This window comes from Nocardia concava NBRC 100430 (assembly GCF_000308815.1).
Taxonomy (GTDB): domain Bacteria; phylum Actinomycetota; class Actinomycetes; order Mycobacteriales; family Mycobacteriaceae; genus Nocardia; species Nocardia concava.
Window position 1 is genome coordinate 195790 of sequence record NZ_BAFX01000124.1, and the last position, 16834, is coordinate 212623.

The 16834-nt window shown below is 69.0% G+C and carries 5 protein-coding genes; 2 read left to right on the forward strand and 3 right to left on the reverse strand.

Annotated features, from left to right (window positions below):
* Window positions 1-47: 47 nt before the first annotated feature.
* Entirely contained in the window at window positions 48-1079 is a 1032-nt protein-coding gene (locus ON43_RS30020) for a TIGR03617 family F420-dependent LLM class oxidoreductase (RefSeq protein WP_040812875.1), read from the reverse strand.
* 112 nt (window positions 1080-1191) lie between these two features.
* On the opposite strand from ON43_RS30020, the gene ON43_RS30025 reads away from it, so the two are divergent.
* Window positions 1192-1938 carry an IclR family transcriptional regulator gene (locus ON43_RS30025; RefSeq protein ID WP_083913830.1) on the forward strand — a complete coding sequence of 249 codons (747 nt, stop codon included), beginning with the start codon at window positions 1192-1194 and terminating at the stop codon, window positions 1936-1938.
* The gene (locus ON43_RS30030) at window positions 1935-2735 is read left to right on the forward strand and encodes an enoyl-CoA hydratase/isomerase family protein (protein WP_040812877.1); all 801 of its coding nucleotides are present in this window, start codon (window positions 1935-1937) and stop codon (window positions 2733-2735) included. The genes ON43_RS30025 and ON43_RS30030 overlap by 4 nt, the downstream gene beginning before the upstream one ends.
* Window positions 2736-2853: 118 nt before the next feature.
* Here ON43_RS30030 and ON43_RS30035 read toward each other — a convergent pair whose 3' ends face one another.
* Together ON43_RS30035 and ON43_RS30040 are read right to left on the reverse strand one after the other, a co-directional pair.
* Entirely contained in the window at window positions 2854-4158 is a 1305-nt protein-coding gene (locus ON43_RS30035; protein WP_040812976.1) for a family 1 glycosylhydrolase, read from the reverse strand.
* Window positions 4159-4329: 171 nt separating this feature from the next.
* A partial coding sequence (locus tag ON43_RS30040) for a non-ribosomal peptide synthetase (RefSeq protein ID WP_040812880.1) occupies window positions 4330-16834 on the reverse strand: 12505 nt, incomplete at its 5' end.

A 16834-nucleotide genomic window follows, 5' to 3' on the forward strand; every position in this document is an offset into this window, starting at 1 on the left:
TTCGGTGTCCAACGCCCACGATACGGGCGAAGCCGCTGTTCACAGACTTATCGTGGCGTGATCGGATACTGCAACGCGTGCAGGGCTACGGCCAGGTCGGCGAGGTGTTCGGGGGCCGGGGTGTAGCCGGGGAAGTAGACGCAGACGCGGTCGGCCACGTCGCCGAAGCGGGCGCGGATGGCGGTGGCGCAGTCCTCGGGGGTGCCGAGGACCGCGAAGGTTTCGAGCATGGAGTCGTCGATGTGGTCCGACATGTCCTGGTAGGCGGCGCGTTTCGCCATCGCGTCGAGGGTGGGCTGGAGGTGGGCGTGGCCTTCGATCTCGAGGACCGGTAGGTAGGCGGGGGTGGAGGCGTAGAAGGCGATCAGTTTGCGGACACCGGTCAGGGCTTGGTCGAGTTCCTCCTGTGTACGGCCGATTGCCGCCATGACCTGGGGGATGATGGCGAAATCCGCGAGATCGCGGCCCGCGCGGTTCAGGCCGTGGTGTACCGCAGGCATGGTGCGGTCGCGGAAATGCTTCGCGCTGTTGAACGGCATGACGAGCAGGCCGTCGGCGGTCGCGGCGGCGGTGCGGGTCATGATCGGACCGAGCGCGCCCAGCAGGACCGGCGGCGGGCCGTACGGGTTGGGGCCCGGGTGGAAGGCGGGCGGCATCAGCGTGTGGCGGGTGAATTCGCCGCGGAAGTTCAAGGGTTCGCCGGTCTGCCACGCGTTCAGGATCGCCTTGACCGCGGTGACGAATTCGCCCATGCGGGCGGCGGGGCGGGACCAGGTCGCGCCGTAGCGGTGTTCGATGTGCGGGCGGATCTGGGAGCCCAGGCCGAGGCGGAAGCGGCCGCGGCTGAGGAGGTGCAGGTCGTAGGCGGCGTGGGCGGCGTGCAGGGGGCTGCGGGGCGGGGCCACGGCGACATTGGTCATCAGGTCCAGGTCGGTGGTGGGGGCGACCGCGGCCAGGGGGACGAAGACGTCGTGCGCGCCCTCGAAGGTGAACAGGCCGTCCACGCCGAGGGCGGCGAATTCCGCTGCGCGGGTGAGGAGTTGGTCCGGGCGGGCGGCGAGCTGGATGTCGAGGCGCATGGGCCAGCTCTAACAGGCGGTTCGCGGGCGCGGGGGTGGTCGTTTCAGCCAGTGGAACCGGGGCTTCCGGCGGAGTCCTCGCCGGGGGTTAGCTTCGGATCGGAGGTATGTGATGGAGAGCAGGCCGTCGATGATCGAGCGCATGACCGATGTGCTGGACGTTTTCAGCGCCGAGTCCGAGCCGGTCGCACTCGATGCCGTGGCTGCGGCCACCGGGCTGCCGCGCACCACGGCATACCGGATCATTCGCGAACTGGTCCGTTTGGAGTGGCTCGAAGCCGATCGCGGCGGGCATCGACTCGGCAGGCAGGCCTTCGATCTGACTGCGCGGCAACGGGAATGCGGCGAGCTGCGGGCGGCAGCCGGTCCGGGCCTGCATGCGCTGCACCGGACTGCCGGTGTCACAACACATCTGGGCATTCTGGAAGGCCGCCGCATCCGCTACCTCGACAAGATCGGTGCCGAGTCAGCCGTGCCGCCACCGCTGGCCGGTTCCCGAATCGCGGCCGATCGCAGCGCCCTGGGCTGGGCAGTGCTGGCCACCATGGGACCGGAACGCGTCGACGCCCTGTTCACCACCCGCTCCGACCCGTCGCGACTGCGCCGACTCCACACCCGCCTGCACCGAACCCGGGCCCGGCAGGGCCTGGCGATCAGCGAAGCCGACCGCTGCCCCATGCGCATCGCCGCCGTCGCCGCCCCCGTCCGCCACCCCGATGGCACTGTCCTGGGCGCGATTTCGGCCCTGGGCCGCGGCATCCCCATCGACCGCCTCGCCCCCATGGTGCTGGCCACCGCCCGCGGCACCACCGAGGCCCTCCGCTCCACCGAAGCCCGCCGCCCCCAGGATCCCCGATGACCTACCGAACCCTGAATCTCGAAGTCTCCGACCGCATCGCGACCATCACCCTCGACCGCCCCGCCCACCGCAACGCCTTCACCCGCGAAATGGGCACCGAACTCTCCGATGCCTACCGCACCTGCGACGCGGACCCCGAAACCCGCGTAATCATCCTCACCGGCACCCCACCCGCGTTCTGTGCGGGCGCCGACCTCACCCCCGGCGAAGCCACCTTCACCTCTCCCGCAACCGATTTCAGCGCCGCAGGCGTCAACCCACCTGCCTGGCGCCTCCGCAAACCGGTCATCGCAGCCGTCAACGGCCATGCCATCGGCATAGGCCTAACCCTCGCCCTCCAATGCGACCTCCGCATCATGTCCACCGAAGCCAAATACGCCATCCCCCAAGTCCGCCGAGGCATCCTCCCCGACGCCTACTCCCACTGGACCCTCCCCCGCCTCATAGGCATCTCCCGAGCCGCCCAACTAATCCTCACCGGAACAACTTTCACCGGCGACCAGGCCGCTGACTGGGGTCTGTCCGTCCAGTCCCTCCCCGCCGACCAGGTCCTCGAAGCCGCCCACACCCTGGCCCGCGATATCGCCACCAACACCGCCCCACTCTCGGTAGCCGCCGCCAAACAACTCCTCTGGTCCACCTTCGAACGCGACGCCACAGCCACCGGCACCGCCGAAACCGCCCTCCACCACACCCTCATGTCCCACCCCGACGCCAAGGAGGGCGTCCGCGCCTACCTCGACCACCGCACCCCCACCTGGACCGGCGACCTCGCCGACCTCGACGACCCGTCGTGACCCCGACTCGCGCGATCCGGCTAGGGCAGCAGGGTTGCGGGGTCGAGGGTGTCGCCGATGAGTACCCCGACGCCGAGCATCATCGAATCCCGTCGGGCATGGCTAGTGCGAGGCGGTCTCACGGGACCGTCACCGGGAAGTCGCAGCTGGCGGGGGGATCTACGAGGTCGCAGTCGGTGGGTGGGCGGGTGGGGAGGTAGTCGGTGGGGACGCCGTTGTTGGCGATGATGGCTTGGTAGGTGGGGACTGCGTCTGTGGAGGTTCGGGTCAAGGTTGGGTCCGTCAGGGCGTTGACGGTGTAGAGGCCGAATCTTGGGGTGTAGGAGGACCATTCGTAGTTGTCGGTGAGGCTCCAGTAGTTGTAGCCGATTACGTTTATGCCGGTGGATTTGGCTCGTTGGAGCCAGTAGATGGTGTCGCGGAGGTGGGCAGAGCGGGTGTAGCCGTCGGGGCGGGGGCGGTCGTCTTGGGTGGGGATGCCGTTTTCGACTATCCAGAGGGGCTTGTCGGGGAAGAGTTGTGAATAGTGTTGGAGGGCGAAGTAGATGCCCTCGGGGTGGACTGGGAGGTCCCACATGCCGGTGGGGGTGGGGGTGGTGGCGGCTAGTTGCGGAGGTTCGTAGCCGAAGTAGTAGTCGATGCCGATGAAATCGAGTTTGTCGGCGATTAGGGACATCAGGGGGCCGTTTACTTGGGATTCGGCTCCTGCCACGTAGCCGACATTGCTGGTTACCAAGGCATTTGGTTGGACCATGTGGATGTAGCCGTAGATGTTGTTGTGCGCCTGGGCAACTCGGTCGAGCATGCGGTCCGGGTTGGTGCCGTTCTGGTGGAACTCGTGCATGATGTAGGCGACCGGCTCGTTGATGGTTACCCAGATTGGGTTGTGCACCGCGTAGCGGTCTACGACCTTGCGCATGTTCGCGAGCCAGTCGGTGACCATGGCAGGGTTGGACCAGCCGCCTCGGTCGGATTCCCAGCCGGGGTAGACCCAGTGGTCGAGGGTGAGCATGGGGCGCATGCCTGCGGCTTCGATGGTGGAGATGACGTCGTCGTAGTAGGCGAAAGCCGCCGGGTCCCAGAGGTCCGGTTGGGGTTGTAGGCGGGCCCATTCGAGGCCGATGCGGAATACCTTGACGCCCAGGTTCTTTGCCAGGGCTATGTCGGAGCGGTATCGGGTGCGGAAGTCGACGGAATCGCCGAGGCGGTCCCAGGCGGGATTGGCCTCGATATAGCGGGTCCAATTGCTGTCGGGTGACTGGCCTTCGGATTGGAAGCCGGACGCGGCCACGCCCCAGAGGAATCCGTCGCCGAGTACACCGCCGTGAGTTTCGGGTGCGGTGCGGGCGGCGGCGGGGACCAGGAGCAGGGTGGCGGCCGCAACGAGGCAGGACGCGACGAGGCAGCGGAATCGAGTGCGCATCAGCACTTCTCCAGGAGCAGCACTCGAAATGAGTGAAAAGGACTACTTACTCCTGGATAGCTGACATTGATTGCGGAAATATGCCAGCTCGGCAGTGGTTTGGCACGGGAGCCTCACATTACGAACTCGCCGGTGGCAGACAAGAGAACGTCTGCCACCGGCGATTCGCGTCTAGCCGATGGTGCGGATTTCCGCGCCCGCTTCCTCGACCGGGTCACCGTCGACGGTGAACCAGTGGGTCACCTCGCCGTCCTCCAGATCGGCGGCGATATCCCCGCCGGGGAGCACGGACAAGGCACCCGCGGTGGACGAAGCCAGGAACTCGTCGATCGCGGCACGACCGATGGAACCGGTTGTGTACGTGGTCGATTCGTAGTCCAGCTCGTACTCCGAACGCAGGTTCGCCGCCCGCTCCAGCGCCTCGGCCTGGGTCAGCGTGGCCCAGGTCTCGCCCTCGCGGTACACGAACGCCGGATCGGTCTCCGACAGCGGCCGGACCCGGTCGGTGTAGGACACCGGATGGGCCGGGCGAGCCGCCAGATCCGCCTGGACCTTCGGATCCGAAGGCACCAGCCAGCGCACCGAGCTGGCCGCCGGTTCCTGCGCGATCCCGAAACCGGCTCCCGCGGCGAGGATCTCACCGAACGACAAGCCATCGGCGAACAGCGCCGCGGCGCCGGCCTTCTGGATGGCCCAGACCGCGACCACCGCGTCGACCGTATGCGGCAGGGCGACGGCGACGATATCGCCCGGCCCCGCACCACGGTCGATGAGCAACCGCGCCAGCTGCGAACTACGCCGATCCAGCACGTGGTAGGCGATCTCCTGCCCGTCGGACAGCAGCGCCGGAGCCTGCGGATCCTCTTCCACCACCTCGGCCAGCACGTTCGCGACCGTGGCGGTACCCACCCGCGCCGGCTCCGCCGCCGAATCCGCCGGGGTGACAGCGCTTTCGGCGAGAATCCGCGCCCGCTCGGAGGCATCGAGGATGTCGATGTCACCGACCAGCCCCTCCGGATCGCCCAGCAGGGCGTCCAGAATCCGGGTGAACCGCGCGGCCAGCGTGGCGACCTCGTCCGCGGTGAAGCGGCTGTCGAGGTAGCGCATATTGATGTCGATGGTCTCGCCCGCCATGATCACCAGCGACATCGGGTAGTGGGTGTTGTCGTTGATGCCGACACCACTCACCGACATGCCGTCGATGGAACTGGCCGCCGCGATCGCGTCCTTGTCGACCGGGTAGGACTCGAACGCCATCATGGTGTCGAATTCCGCTCCGGCACCGGCCAATTGCAGGATCTCGGTGAGCCCGATGTGGTGGTGCTCGAGCAGGTCGGCCTGATCGCGCTGGACCCGCTGCAGCAGGCCCGCGATGGTCAGCCGGTCATCGACGCGGATGCGCACCGGCACCGTGTTGATGAACAGACCCACCATCGACTCCACGCCCGGCAGGTCACCGGGGCGACCGGACACGGTCGCGCCGAACACCACGTCGCTGCGCCCGGTGAGGCGCCCGACCAGCACCGCCCAGGAGGTCTGGATCAGCGTGTTCAGCGTGACATTGAGTTCCCCGGCGCGCTTGGTCAGCGCGCGGGTGCGCTCGGCGTCGATCTCCAGGCTGTGGCGGCCGATCTCGTAGGTCTCGTCCTTGGTCGCGGCGGGCGCGAGCTGGGTGGGCTCGCTGACGCCGGCCAGGGCCTTCTTCCACGCCTCGAGCGATTCGTCCCGGTTCCGCCCGGCCAGCCAGGCCAGGTAGTTGCGGAACGAGGCCACCCGCGGCAGCGCGGACAGGTCGCCGCGCACCGCGTACAGCACCAGCAGATCCCGCATGAGCAGCGGCATCGACCAGCCGTCCACCAGGATGTGGTGGGTGGTGATGACCAGGTGCACCAGTTCGTCGCTGATCCGGAACACGTTGAACCGCATGAGCGGAGCCGCCGACAGATCGAAGTGATCGGCGCGATCGGCCTCGATCATCTCCCGCATGCGCGGATTGCGTTCGGCCTCGGGCAGATCCGTCAGGTCGATGACCTGGAACGGCGCTTCCACGCGGTCCAGCACCACCTGGTGGGCCTGACCGTCGGCGTCGGTGACGAACGCGGTCCGCAGGCTCGGGTACCGGTCGAGGATGGCCTGCGCGGCCACCTTCAGCCGGTCGATGTCCACCACACCGCTCAGGTCGAGCACGGTCTGAATGGTGTAGACGTCCACCGTGTTCTGGGTGAGCATGGCGTGGAACAGCAGACCCGACTGCAGCGGCGAGAGCGGCCACACATCCGACAGCGCCGGATACGCCTGCTCCCACACCTCGATATCGGACTGCTCGACCTTGACCAGCGCCAGATCCGACGGCGTGAAGCCACCGGCGTCGGGCCGCTTGGCGTGTTCGGCCAGCGCGGTCAGCGCCGCCACGAACAGATCCGCGAACTCCTGCACGCGTTCCCGCTCGAGCAGCCCGCTCGGGTAGGAGAACGCCGCACCCAGCTGCGGCCCGTCCTCGCCGTCGGTGACGATGGCGTTGATGTCGAGCGTCGCGTTGGCGGGCATGTCGGCGTCCATCTCGCCGTCGAGGCGACCCAGATCGTCGACCGGCACCCAGCCCAGCTCGGCCATGCCCTCGGGCACCTCACCGGCGGAGACCCGGCCCAGGTAGTTGAAGCTGATCTGGCCGACATCCCGCAGCTGCGAGGAGGTTTCGGGGTTGAGGTGCCGCAGCAGACCCCAGCCCAGACCCTTGTCGGGCAGCGCCAGCAGCTGCTCCTTGACCGATTTCACGATGTCGCCCAGGGCGTTTCCGCCCTCGAAGGCATCGCTGAGGTCCGCACCGTTCAGGTCCAAACGGACCGGGAACGCGGCGGTGAACCAGCCGACCGTGCGCGAAAGATCCGCGCCCGCAACGATTTCCTCTTCGCGGCCGTGGCCCTCGAGCTTGATCAGCGCCGATCCGCCCGCGGTCTCCCCGCGCCAGCGCGCGACCGCCATGGCCAGCGCCGACAGCAGACCGTCGTTGACACCGCCCCGGTACAGACCCGGGACCGACGTGAGCACGGCCTCGGTGACCGACGCCGGCACGCTGACCTCGACCCGCTCGACGGTGTCGAAGGTGTCGACCTTGGGATCGAACGCCCGCGACCCGAGCAGCGGATCCGGAGTCTCGGTAACCCGCTGCCAGAACGGCAGTTCCGCGACGCGAGCCTCGGAGCGCGACTCCTCGACGAGGGCGTGCGCCCAGCGCCGCATGGAAGTGCCGGTCTCGGGCAGCGCGATCGGCTGCTCGAACGCCACCTGCGACCACGCCAGACCCAGGTCCGGAATCAGGATGCGCCAGGACACGCCGTCCACGACCATGTGGTGCGCGACGATGAGCAGCACGTCGCGGCGGACGCGCGCCTCGTCGGATCCCTCGGGCGCGAAGGCGAACCAGACGAACTGCACCATGGCGGCATTCGCCGGATCCAAACGGCCGAGTGCCGCATCGAATTCGATGCTGCCGACCCTGGTCAGCTCCTCATCGGAGACGTCCCCGGCCAGCTCGACCCGGTGCACCAGAGCATCCACATCGACGGCGCCCTTCGGCAGCGCCTCGAATTCGAAGCCCTCCGTGGCATTCCCGCGCAGACGCGACCGCAGCACATCGTGGTGGTCGTACAGCGCCGAGATCGCGCCGACGAGCACCTCACGGGTGATCCCGTCCGGCAACCGCAGCGGCATCGACTGCGAGAACCGCTGGTACGACGACCCGCTCGACAGAATCGCGTGCATGATCGGCGTCAGCGGAATATCGCCGACCCCGCCGCCCGGCAGCTCCGCCAGCTTCTGCGCCGTGGTGTCGCCGCCCAGCTTGGCGACCTCGGCCAGTCCCGCGACGGTCCGCTGTTCGAACACGTCGCGCGGCGAGAACACGATGCCGCGCGCCTTGGCCCGCGAGACCAGCTGAATCGACAGGATCGAGTCACCGCCGAGCGCGAAGAACGAATCGTCCGCGCCCACCTGCTCGACCCCGAGCACATCGGCGAACACCTCGGCGATGGCCGCCTCGACCTCGGTGACCGGCGCGCGGAAGTCGCGCGCGGTGAACACCGGCTCGGGCAGAGCGCGGCGATCCAGCTTGCCGACCGGGGTCAGCGGGATGGCGTCGAGGACCGTGATCGCCGTCGGCACCATGTATTCCGGCAGTCGACCCGCGACATGCTCGGTCAGAGCGGCGATGTCGATGGAACGACCGGCCACCGGCAGCACGTACGCCGCCAGGATGGTCGCCCCCGCCTCGGTCTTGTGACCCACGGTGACCGCGAAGTCCACGGTCTCGTGCGAGGCCAGCGCCGCGTCGATCTCGCCGAGTTCGATGCGGAAGCCGCGCACCTTCACCTGGAAGTCGTTGCGGCCCACGTACTCCACCTCGCCGGTGGGGGTCCAGCGGACCACGTCACCGGAGCGGTACATGCGCTCGCCTGCCAGGAACGGGTTGGCGACGAATCGCTCGGCGCTCAAGCCCGGTCGGTCGTGGTAACCGCGGGACAGCTGGATACCCGACAGGTACAGCTCACCCGCGACGCCCACCGGCACCGGCCGCAGTCGCGCATCCAGGATCAGCGCCTGCATACCGCGGATCGGACCACCGATGGTGACCAGATCGCCCGGCGTCAGCGCATCGCTGATGTTGGTCATGATCGTGGTCTCGGTCGGGCCGTAACCGTTGTGGAACGCACGAATCGTGCGGTTCTCCAACGGAATCGCCCACTTCTCCACCAGATCGGCCGGAACGGCTTCACCACCGGCGACCAGCACCCGCAGCGAATCCAGACCCTTCGGATCCAGTGTCGCCAGCGCGGCCGGGGTGATGAACGCGTGCGTGGCCCGCTCGCGCTTGATCAGCTCGGCCAGCTCCTCGCCGCCGTAGACGCCCGGCGGCACCACCACGAGGGTGCCGCCCGCGCCGATGGCGAGCAGGTACTCCAGCACCGACGCGTCGAACGACGGCGACGCGAAGTGCAGTGCGCGCGAACCGGAGTCGAGGTGGTAGCGCACGATCTGCTCGGTCGCGAAGTTGGCCAGACCGGCGTGGGTGACCACGACGCCCTTGGGCATGCCCGTGGTGCCGGACGTGTAGATCACGTACGCCACGTGCTCGGGCCGGATGACACCCCAGCGCTCGGTGTCGGTGACGGGTTCCGCGGAGTGCGAGCCGATTTCGGCCTGCACCATCGGATCGTCGAGCGAGATCCAGCCCGCCAGGCTCTTGACCGGCGGCAGCCCCTCGACCTCGGCGTCGACCGTCAGGCCGAGCACCGCGCCGGAGTCGTTGACCATGTGCGCGATGCGGTCCGCCGGGTAGGACGGATCGACCGGCACGAACGCCGCGCCCGACTTGGCGACGGCCCAGATGGCCAGCACCGATTCGAACGAGCGGCGAATGGCAACCGCGACACGGGTTTCCGGCCCGGCGCCGCGCTCGATGAGCACCCGCGCCAGGCGCGAGGAGGCGGCATCGAGTTCCGCGTAACCGAGAGCCTGACCGTCGAAGGCGACCGCCTCGCCGACCGGATTGTTGGCCACGGCGTCGGCCAGCAGTTCGGGCAGCGTGCGCGGCGCGATGGCCGGACCGCCCGTGCGGGTGATCAGGTCGGCGCGCTCGTCGGCGGCCAGGATCTCCAGATCGCCGACGGCCTTGCGCGGCGCGGCGATGATCTCGCCGAGCAGTCGCAGGAACCGATCCGCGAAGCCCTGGACGGTCTCCTGGTCGAACAGGTCACGGGCGTAACCGAATTCGGCGTACATGCCCGCGTCCGCGTCGGCCGGGGCCTCGGTCAGGGTGAGCATGAGGTCGAACTTGGCGATCTCGTTCTCGAACTCGACCGCCGAGGCCCGCAGCCCGGGCAGCTCGAAGGAGCTCTCCGGCAGGTTCTCGAACGACAGCGCCACCTGGAACAGCGGGTGCCGCGCGGTGGAGCGTTCCGGGTTGAGCAGCTCGACGAGCCGCTCGAACGGAATGTCCGCGTGCGCGAACGCCTGCAGGTCGCTGTCCTTGGCCGCGGCCAGCAGTTCGGTGAACCCGGCCTGCCCGCTCACCTCGGTGCGCAGCACCAGGGTGTTGACGAACATGCCGATCAGGTTGTCCAGCTCGGCCTCGCCGCGGCCCGCGATGGGCGCGCCGATGGCGATGTCCGAGGTGCCGGACAGGCGCGCCAGGAACACCGCGAGCGCGGTGTGCACGACCATGAACATGGTCGCGTTATTGGTGCGCGCGATCTGCTGGAGTCCGCGGTGCAGGTCGTTGCCGATCGGGAACAGCACCCGGCCGCCGCGGAAGGACTGCGCGTTGGGGCGCGGCCGATCCGAGGGCAGGTTCAGCTCGTCGGGCAGGTCCGCCAGTGCGGTGCGCCAGAATTCGGCCTGCGAGGCGATCAGGCTGGCCGGGTCGTCCTCGGCACCGAGGACCTCGCGCTGCCACAGCGAGTAGTCCGCGTACTGCACCGGCAGCGGAGCCCAGCTCGGCTGCATACCGGCGGCACGGGAGGCGTAGGCCACCATGACGTCGCGGGTGAGCGGGCCCATGGACCAGCCGTCGGCGGCGATGTGGTGGGTGACGAAGACGAGCACGTGCTCGGCTTCTTCAGCACCTTCGACGCGGAACAGCGCGGCGTGCACCGGCACCTCGGTGGTGACGTCGAAACCGGTGGTGATCAGCGCGGCGATCCGCTCGGTCACCGACTCGGCGGACACGACCACCGGCGTCAGATCCGGAATCGCCTGCGCCACCGGCACGATCACCTGTGCGGCCGCCCCGTCGACCTGCGGGTACACCGTCCGCAGCGTCTCGTGGCGTCCGATCACATCGGCGACCGCCTGCTGCAGCGCCTCCACATCCAGCGCACCGGTCAGGCGCACCGCCACCGGCACGTTGTACGCGGCCGACGCGGTATCGAACTGGTTGAGGAACCACATGCGCTGCTGCGCCAGCGACAGCGGCACGTTCTCCGGCCGCGTTCCGGCGGTGAGCGCCTTGCGATCTCCCGCACCGGCGTGCTGCTCGACCTTGGCGGCCAGACCGGCGACGGTCGACGCCTCGAACACCGCGCGCACCGGCACCCGCGCGTCCAGCGCCGCACCGATTCGCGCGGCGACCTGGGTCGCGAGCAGCGAGTTGCCGCCGAGCGCGAAGAAGTCGTCGTCCGCGCCCACGCGTTCGGTACCCAGGACCTCCGCGATGACGCCCGCCACGATCTCCTCGATCGGGGTGGACGGCGCACGGAACGCCGTGGTCTCGAACTCGGGCTCGGGCAGCGCCTTGCGGTCCAGCTTGCCGTTCACATTGAGCGGCAGGGCATCCAGCACCACGAACGCCGACGGCACCATGTACGACGGCAGCGCCGCGTTCAGCGCCGACTTCACCAGCGGCACATCGATACCCGAGCCGGTCGGCACCAGGTAGGCGACCAGGCGGTCACCGGTGCGCTCGTCGCGCTTGGCCAGCACCGCGGTCTGCGCGATCTCCGGCAGCGCCAGCAGCGCCGCCTCGATCTCGCCGAGCTCGATACGGAAGCCGCGGATCTTCACCTGGAAGTCGGTGCGGCCCCGGTACTCCAGCTCTCCGTCGGCCGACCAGGCCACCAGGTCACCGGTGCGGTACATGCGCTCGCCGATGGCGAACGGGTTGGCCACGAAGCGATCCGCGGTCAGGTTCGGCTGCGCGAAGTAGCCGCGCGCCAGCTGCGCACCGGCGAGGTAGAGCTCACCGGACACGCCGTCGGGCACCGGGTTGAGGCGTGCGTCGAGGACGTACACCCGCGAATTCCATTCCGGCACACCGATGGACACCGCACCCTGATCGGCATCGGTGACCAGGTGCGTGGTGATGGACACCGCGGCCTCGGTCGGGCCGTACAGGTTGAACAGCGACGCGTCCGGGTTGGCCGCACGGAAGCGCTGCGCCACCGCGGCGGGCAGCGCCTCACCGATGGCCAGCACCCGCCGCAGCGAATCGTTCAGCGTGCCTTCGGAAGCGGTGAGCAGCGCGTCCAGCATGGACGGCACCACATGCAACGTGGTGACCCGCTCGCGAGCCATGAGCTCGTTCAGGTACGCCGGATCCCGGTGCCCGTCGGGCGCCGCGATCACCAGTCGCCCACCGGACACGGCGGCCGACCAGAACTCCCACACCGAGAGGTCGAAGGTGGCGGCGGTCTTGAGCAGCACCGCGTCATCCGCACCGAGCCCGAATTCCGCCGTCTTCCACTGCAACTGGTTCGCGATCGCCGCGTGCGGCAGCGCCACACCCTTCGGGCGACCGGTGGAACCGGAGGTGAAGATGACGTAGGCGGTGTTGGCGGCAGTCAGCTCGCGCACCCGCTCGGCGTTGGTGACCGGCGCGGTCGGGTGACCCGACAGCTCCAGCTCGTCAATGCGCAGCACCTCCGTGCGCAGACCCTCCGTCATTCCGGCGTGCTTTTGGCCGGAATCCAACGCCTCGTCGTGTGGATCCCGGCCAAGAAGCGCGCCGGGATGACGGGGATTGGGCAGCTCGAAACCGTCGCGCGACGTGGTGAGCACGCACGCGGGGGCGGCCGTCTCGAGGATGTAGCCCACGCGCTCCGCGGGCTGGTCCGGGTCGACCGGCACATATGCCGCGCCCGCGACCGAGACCGCGTACATCGCGACCACGAGATCCACCGAGCGGCGAATGGCCAGGGCCACACGGTCTTCGGTGCCGATGCCGCGTGCGATGAGCTCCCGCGCGAGCTGGTTGACCCGGGCGCCGAGTTCGGCGTAGGTCAGCGTCTCGCCGTCGGGCCCGATGAGCGCGATGGCGGTCGGCTTGGCCGCCACCGTGGCGCCGAGCATGGACACCAGCGTCGCGGCCGAATCCACCTGGTGCGCGGTGTTGTTGCGCGAGTCCAGGATCTCGGCCCGCTCGGCCGGGGCCAGCAGTTCGATCGCGCCGACCGCGGTGCGCGGCGCGGCCACGATCTCGCGCAGCAGGTGCACGAACCGGTCCGCGAACCCGACCACGGTCTCCCGGTCGAAGATGTCCGTGGCGTAGGTCAGGATGCCGGTGATGCCCTCGGCCGCACCGTTTTCGGCGTACAGGTCCGACACGATCAGGTGCAGGTCGAACTGCGACAGCTCGGTGTCGACGTCCAGCCCGGACACGGTCAGCCCCGGCAGTTCCAGGGTGGAGCGGGTCAGGTTCTGGAACGACAGACCCACCTGGAACAGCGGATGCCGCGCGGTCGAACGCGCCGGGTTGAGCACCTCGACCAACCGCTCGAACGGCACATCGGCATTGGCGTAGGCCTGGATGTCGGTCTCACGCTGACGCGCCAGCAGCTCGGCGAACGGCTGACCGCCGTCGACCTGCGTGCGGAACACCAGGGTGTTGACGAACATGCCGATCAGGTCGTCGAGGACGGCCTCGCCGCGACCGGCCATCGGGGTGCCGATGGCGATGTCGTCGCTGCCCGACAGTCGCGACAGCAGCACCGCCAGCGCGGTGTGCACGACCATGAACAGCGTCGCACCCTCGGTGCGCGCCAATTCGACCAGCGCCGTGTGCAATTCGGCATCGATGCGGATGTCGATCTTGCCGCCGTGGAAGGACTGCACCGCCGGACGCGGCCGGTCGGCCGGGAGGTCCAGCTGATCCGGCAGCCCGGCGAGGGCCTGCTTCCAGTAGGCGACCTGCTTGGCGGCCAGCGACTCCGGATCGTTCTCGTCACCGAGCAGCTCGCGCTGCCAGATGGAGTAGTCGGCGTACTGCACCGCGAGCGGCGTCCAGCCCGGCTGCTGCTTGATGGAACGCGCCGCGTAGGCGGTCATCAGGTCCCGGGTCAGCGGAGCCACCGAGGAGCCGTCACCGGAGATGTGGTGAATCACCAGGGCCAGCACGTATTCCGCGCTCACCGGGGCGTTCGGATCAACGACCTGGTACTGGCCCGTGGGCTCGGTGTCGGCGAAGTCGAAGGTGTAAGCCGCCGCATGCGCCGCCGCTTCGGAAGGCGTGGCCACGACGGCCTCACTGCCCTCGATCTTGAACAGCGCCACCTTGATCGGCACCTCGACGGTGACGTCGAAGGAGGTGGAGGTCAGCTCGACCACCGCGCCGACCACCTCGTCGGCGCTCACCGTCCGCACCTGCAGCTCGGGCACGGCCTGCGCCGGCGGCAGGATGACCTGCACCGCGCCGTTCTCGGTCTGCGGGTAGATGGTGCGCAGGATCTCGTGGCGGGCAACCACATCCGCGATCGCGGCGCGCAGCGCGTCCTCGTCCAGCGCGCCCGACAGCCGCACCGCGACCGGCACGTTGTAGGCCGCGGACTGGGTGTCGAAGCGGTTGAGGAACCACATGCGCTGCTGGGCCAGCGACAGTGGGATGTTGTCCGGCCGCGCCACCGCGGTCAGCGCCTTGCGGCCCGCCCCGGCATCGCGTTCCACGCGGGCGGCCAGTGCCGCCACCGTGGACGCCTCGAACATCAGTCGCACCGGCACCCGGGTGTTGAGCGCCTCGCCGAGGCGCGCGGCCACCTGGGTGGCGAGCAGCGAGTTGCCGCCCCACTGGAAGAAGTCGTCGTCCAGGCCGATGCGCCCGGACTCGACGCGCAGCACCTCCGCGAACACGCCCGCCACGATCTGCTCGATCGGGCTGACGGGTGCGCGGAAGACCGCCTTCTCGAAGGTCGGCTGCGGCAGCTCCTTGCGGTCCAGCTTGCCGTTGGCGTTGAGCGGCAACGCGTCCAGCGCCATGAAGACCGACGGGATCATGTACGACGGCAGTTCGGCGGCCAGCGCCGCCTGCAGCTCGCGCTTGTCGGGCTCGCCGTCGGTGCCGACCACATAGGCCACCAGGCGGTCGCCCAGCACCGGATCGGTGTGGGCCACCACGGCGGCCGAGGCGACGGCGTCCAGGCGCAGCAGCGCCGACTCGATATCGCCGAGCTCGATGCGGAAGCCGCGGATCTTCACCTGGAAGTCGGTGCGGCCCCGGTACTCCAGCTCGCCATTGGCCTGCCAGGCCACCAGGTCACCGGTGCGGTACATGCGGGAACCGTTGTCCGCGAACGGGTTCGCCACGAACCGGTCCGAGGTCAGATCCGGGCGGCCGAAGTAGCCACGGGCCAGTTGCGCACCGGCAAGGTAGAGCTCACCGGACACGCCCACCGGCACCGGCCGCAGGCGCGAATCCAGCACGTACACCTGCGAGTTCCATTCGGGCGAGCCGATGGACACCGACAGCTCGTCACGCTCGGTGACCCGGTGGTTGGTGATGGACACCGCGGCCTCGGTCGGGCCGTACAGGTTGAACAGCTCGGTGCGCGGGTGCTCGCGCAGCACGCGCAGCGCCAGCGGCCCGGGCAGCGCCTCACCGATGGCCAGGATCCGCCACAGCGAGTCCGGCAGGCCGTTGGTGAGCAGCGCGTCCAGCATGGACGGCACCACGTGCAGGGTGGTCACCCATTCGCGGGCCATCAGCTCGTTGAGGTACGCCGGATCCTTGTGCCCGTCGGGCGCGGCGATGACCAGGCGGCCACCGCAGGCCACACCGGACCAGAACTCCCACACCGAGAGGTCGAAGGTGGCGGCGGTCTTGAGCAGCACCGCGTCCGCCGGGTCGAGCCCGAATTCGGTGACCTTCCACAGCAACTGGTTCACGACCGCGCCGTGCGGCAGCGCCACACCCTTGGGGCGGCCGGTGGATCCGGAGGTGAAGATGACGTACGCGGTGTTGGCGGCGGTGAGCGCGCGCACCCGCTCGGCGTCGGCGATCGGCTTGTCCGAGTGACCGGACAGGTCGACCTCGTCGATGCGCACCACGTCGGCCAGTTCGGTCTCGAAACCGACTGCCGCCGTGGTGAGTACGGCCTTGGGCGCCGAGGTCTCCAGGATGTAGCCGACGCGCTCGGCGGGCTGATCCGGATCGATCGGCACGTAGGCGGCGCCGGACTTGGCGACCGCGTACATGGCCACGACCAGATCGGTGGAGCGGCGAATCGCCAGCGCCACCCGGTCTTCCGCGCCGATGCCGCGCGCGATGAGCTCACGCGCGAGCCGGTTGACGCGGGCGTCGAGCTCGGCGTACGTCAGCGACTCGGCCCCGTCGGGGGTGTCGGTGACGATGGCCACGGCCTTGGGGTCCTCGGCCACGGACTTGTCCAGCAGCGAAACCAGGGTCGCCTCGCCCGCGCCCGGGAACACCGCGTCCACGTCCTGCTCGGTGTTGTTCCACCGCTTCAGGATTCGCGCGTTCTCGTCCGCGTCGAGCAGGTCGATATCGCCGACGGTGACCGTCGGGTCGGCCGTGATGGCGTCGAGGATGCGCACGAACCGGTCGGCGAAGGCCCGCACGGTGGGCTCGTCGAACAGGTCGGTGGCGTAACCGAATTCGGTGAAGATCTCGGCCGGGGTGCCGTCCTCGGTGTACCGGTCGTAGAGCGTGACCTGCAGGCTGGTCTTGGCCAGCTGCGATTCGAATTCGACCGCGGCCACGTGCAGGCCCGGCAGTTCGAAGGCGGTCTCGGCCAGGTTCTGGAACGAGAGGCCCACCTGGAACAGCGGGTTGCGCGCGGTGGAGCGGACCGGGTTGAGCACCTCGACCAGTCGCTCGAACGGCACGTCCGCGTTGGCGAAGGCCTCCAGGTCGCGTTCGCGGACCTCGGAGAGCAGGTCGGCGAAGCGGGCATCG

Bases quoted from the DNA above. Each gene is read 5' to 3' on its own strand.
- ON43_RS30020 (WP_040812875.1), bottom strand. From the start codon at position 1,079: ATGCGCCTCGACATCCAGCTCGCCGCCCGCCCGGACCAACTCCTCACC.
- ON43_RS30025 (WP_083913830.1), top strand. From the start codon at position 1,192: ATGGAGAGCAGGCCGTCGATGATCGAGCGCATGACCGATGTGCTGGAC.
- ON43_RS30030 (WP_040812877.1), top strand. From the start codon at position 1,935: ATGACCTACCGAACCCTGAATCTCGAAGTCTCCGACCGCATCGCGACC.
- ON43_RS30035 (WP_040812976.1), bottom strand. From the start codon at position 4,158: ATGCGCACTCGATTCCGCTGCCTCGTCGCGTCCTGCCTCGTTGCGGCC.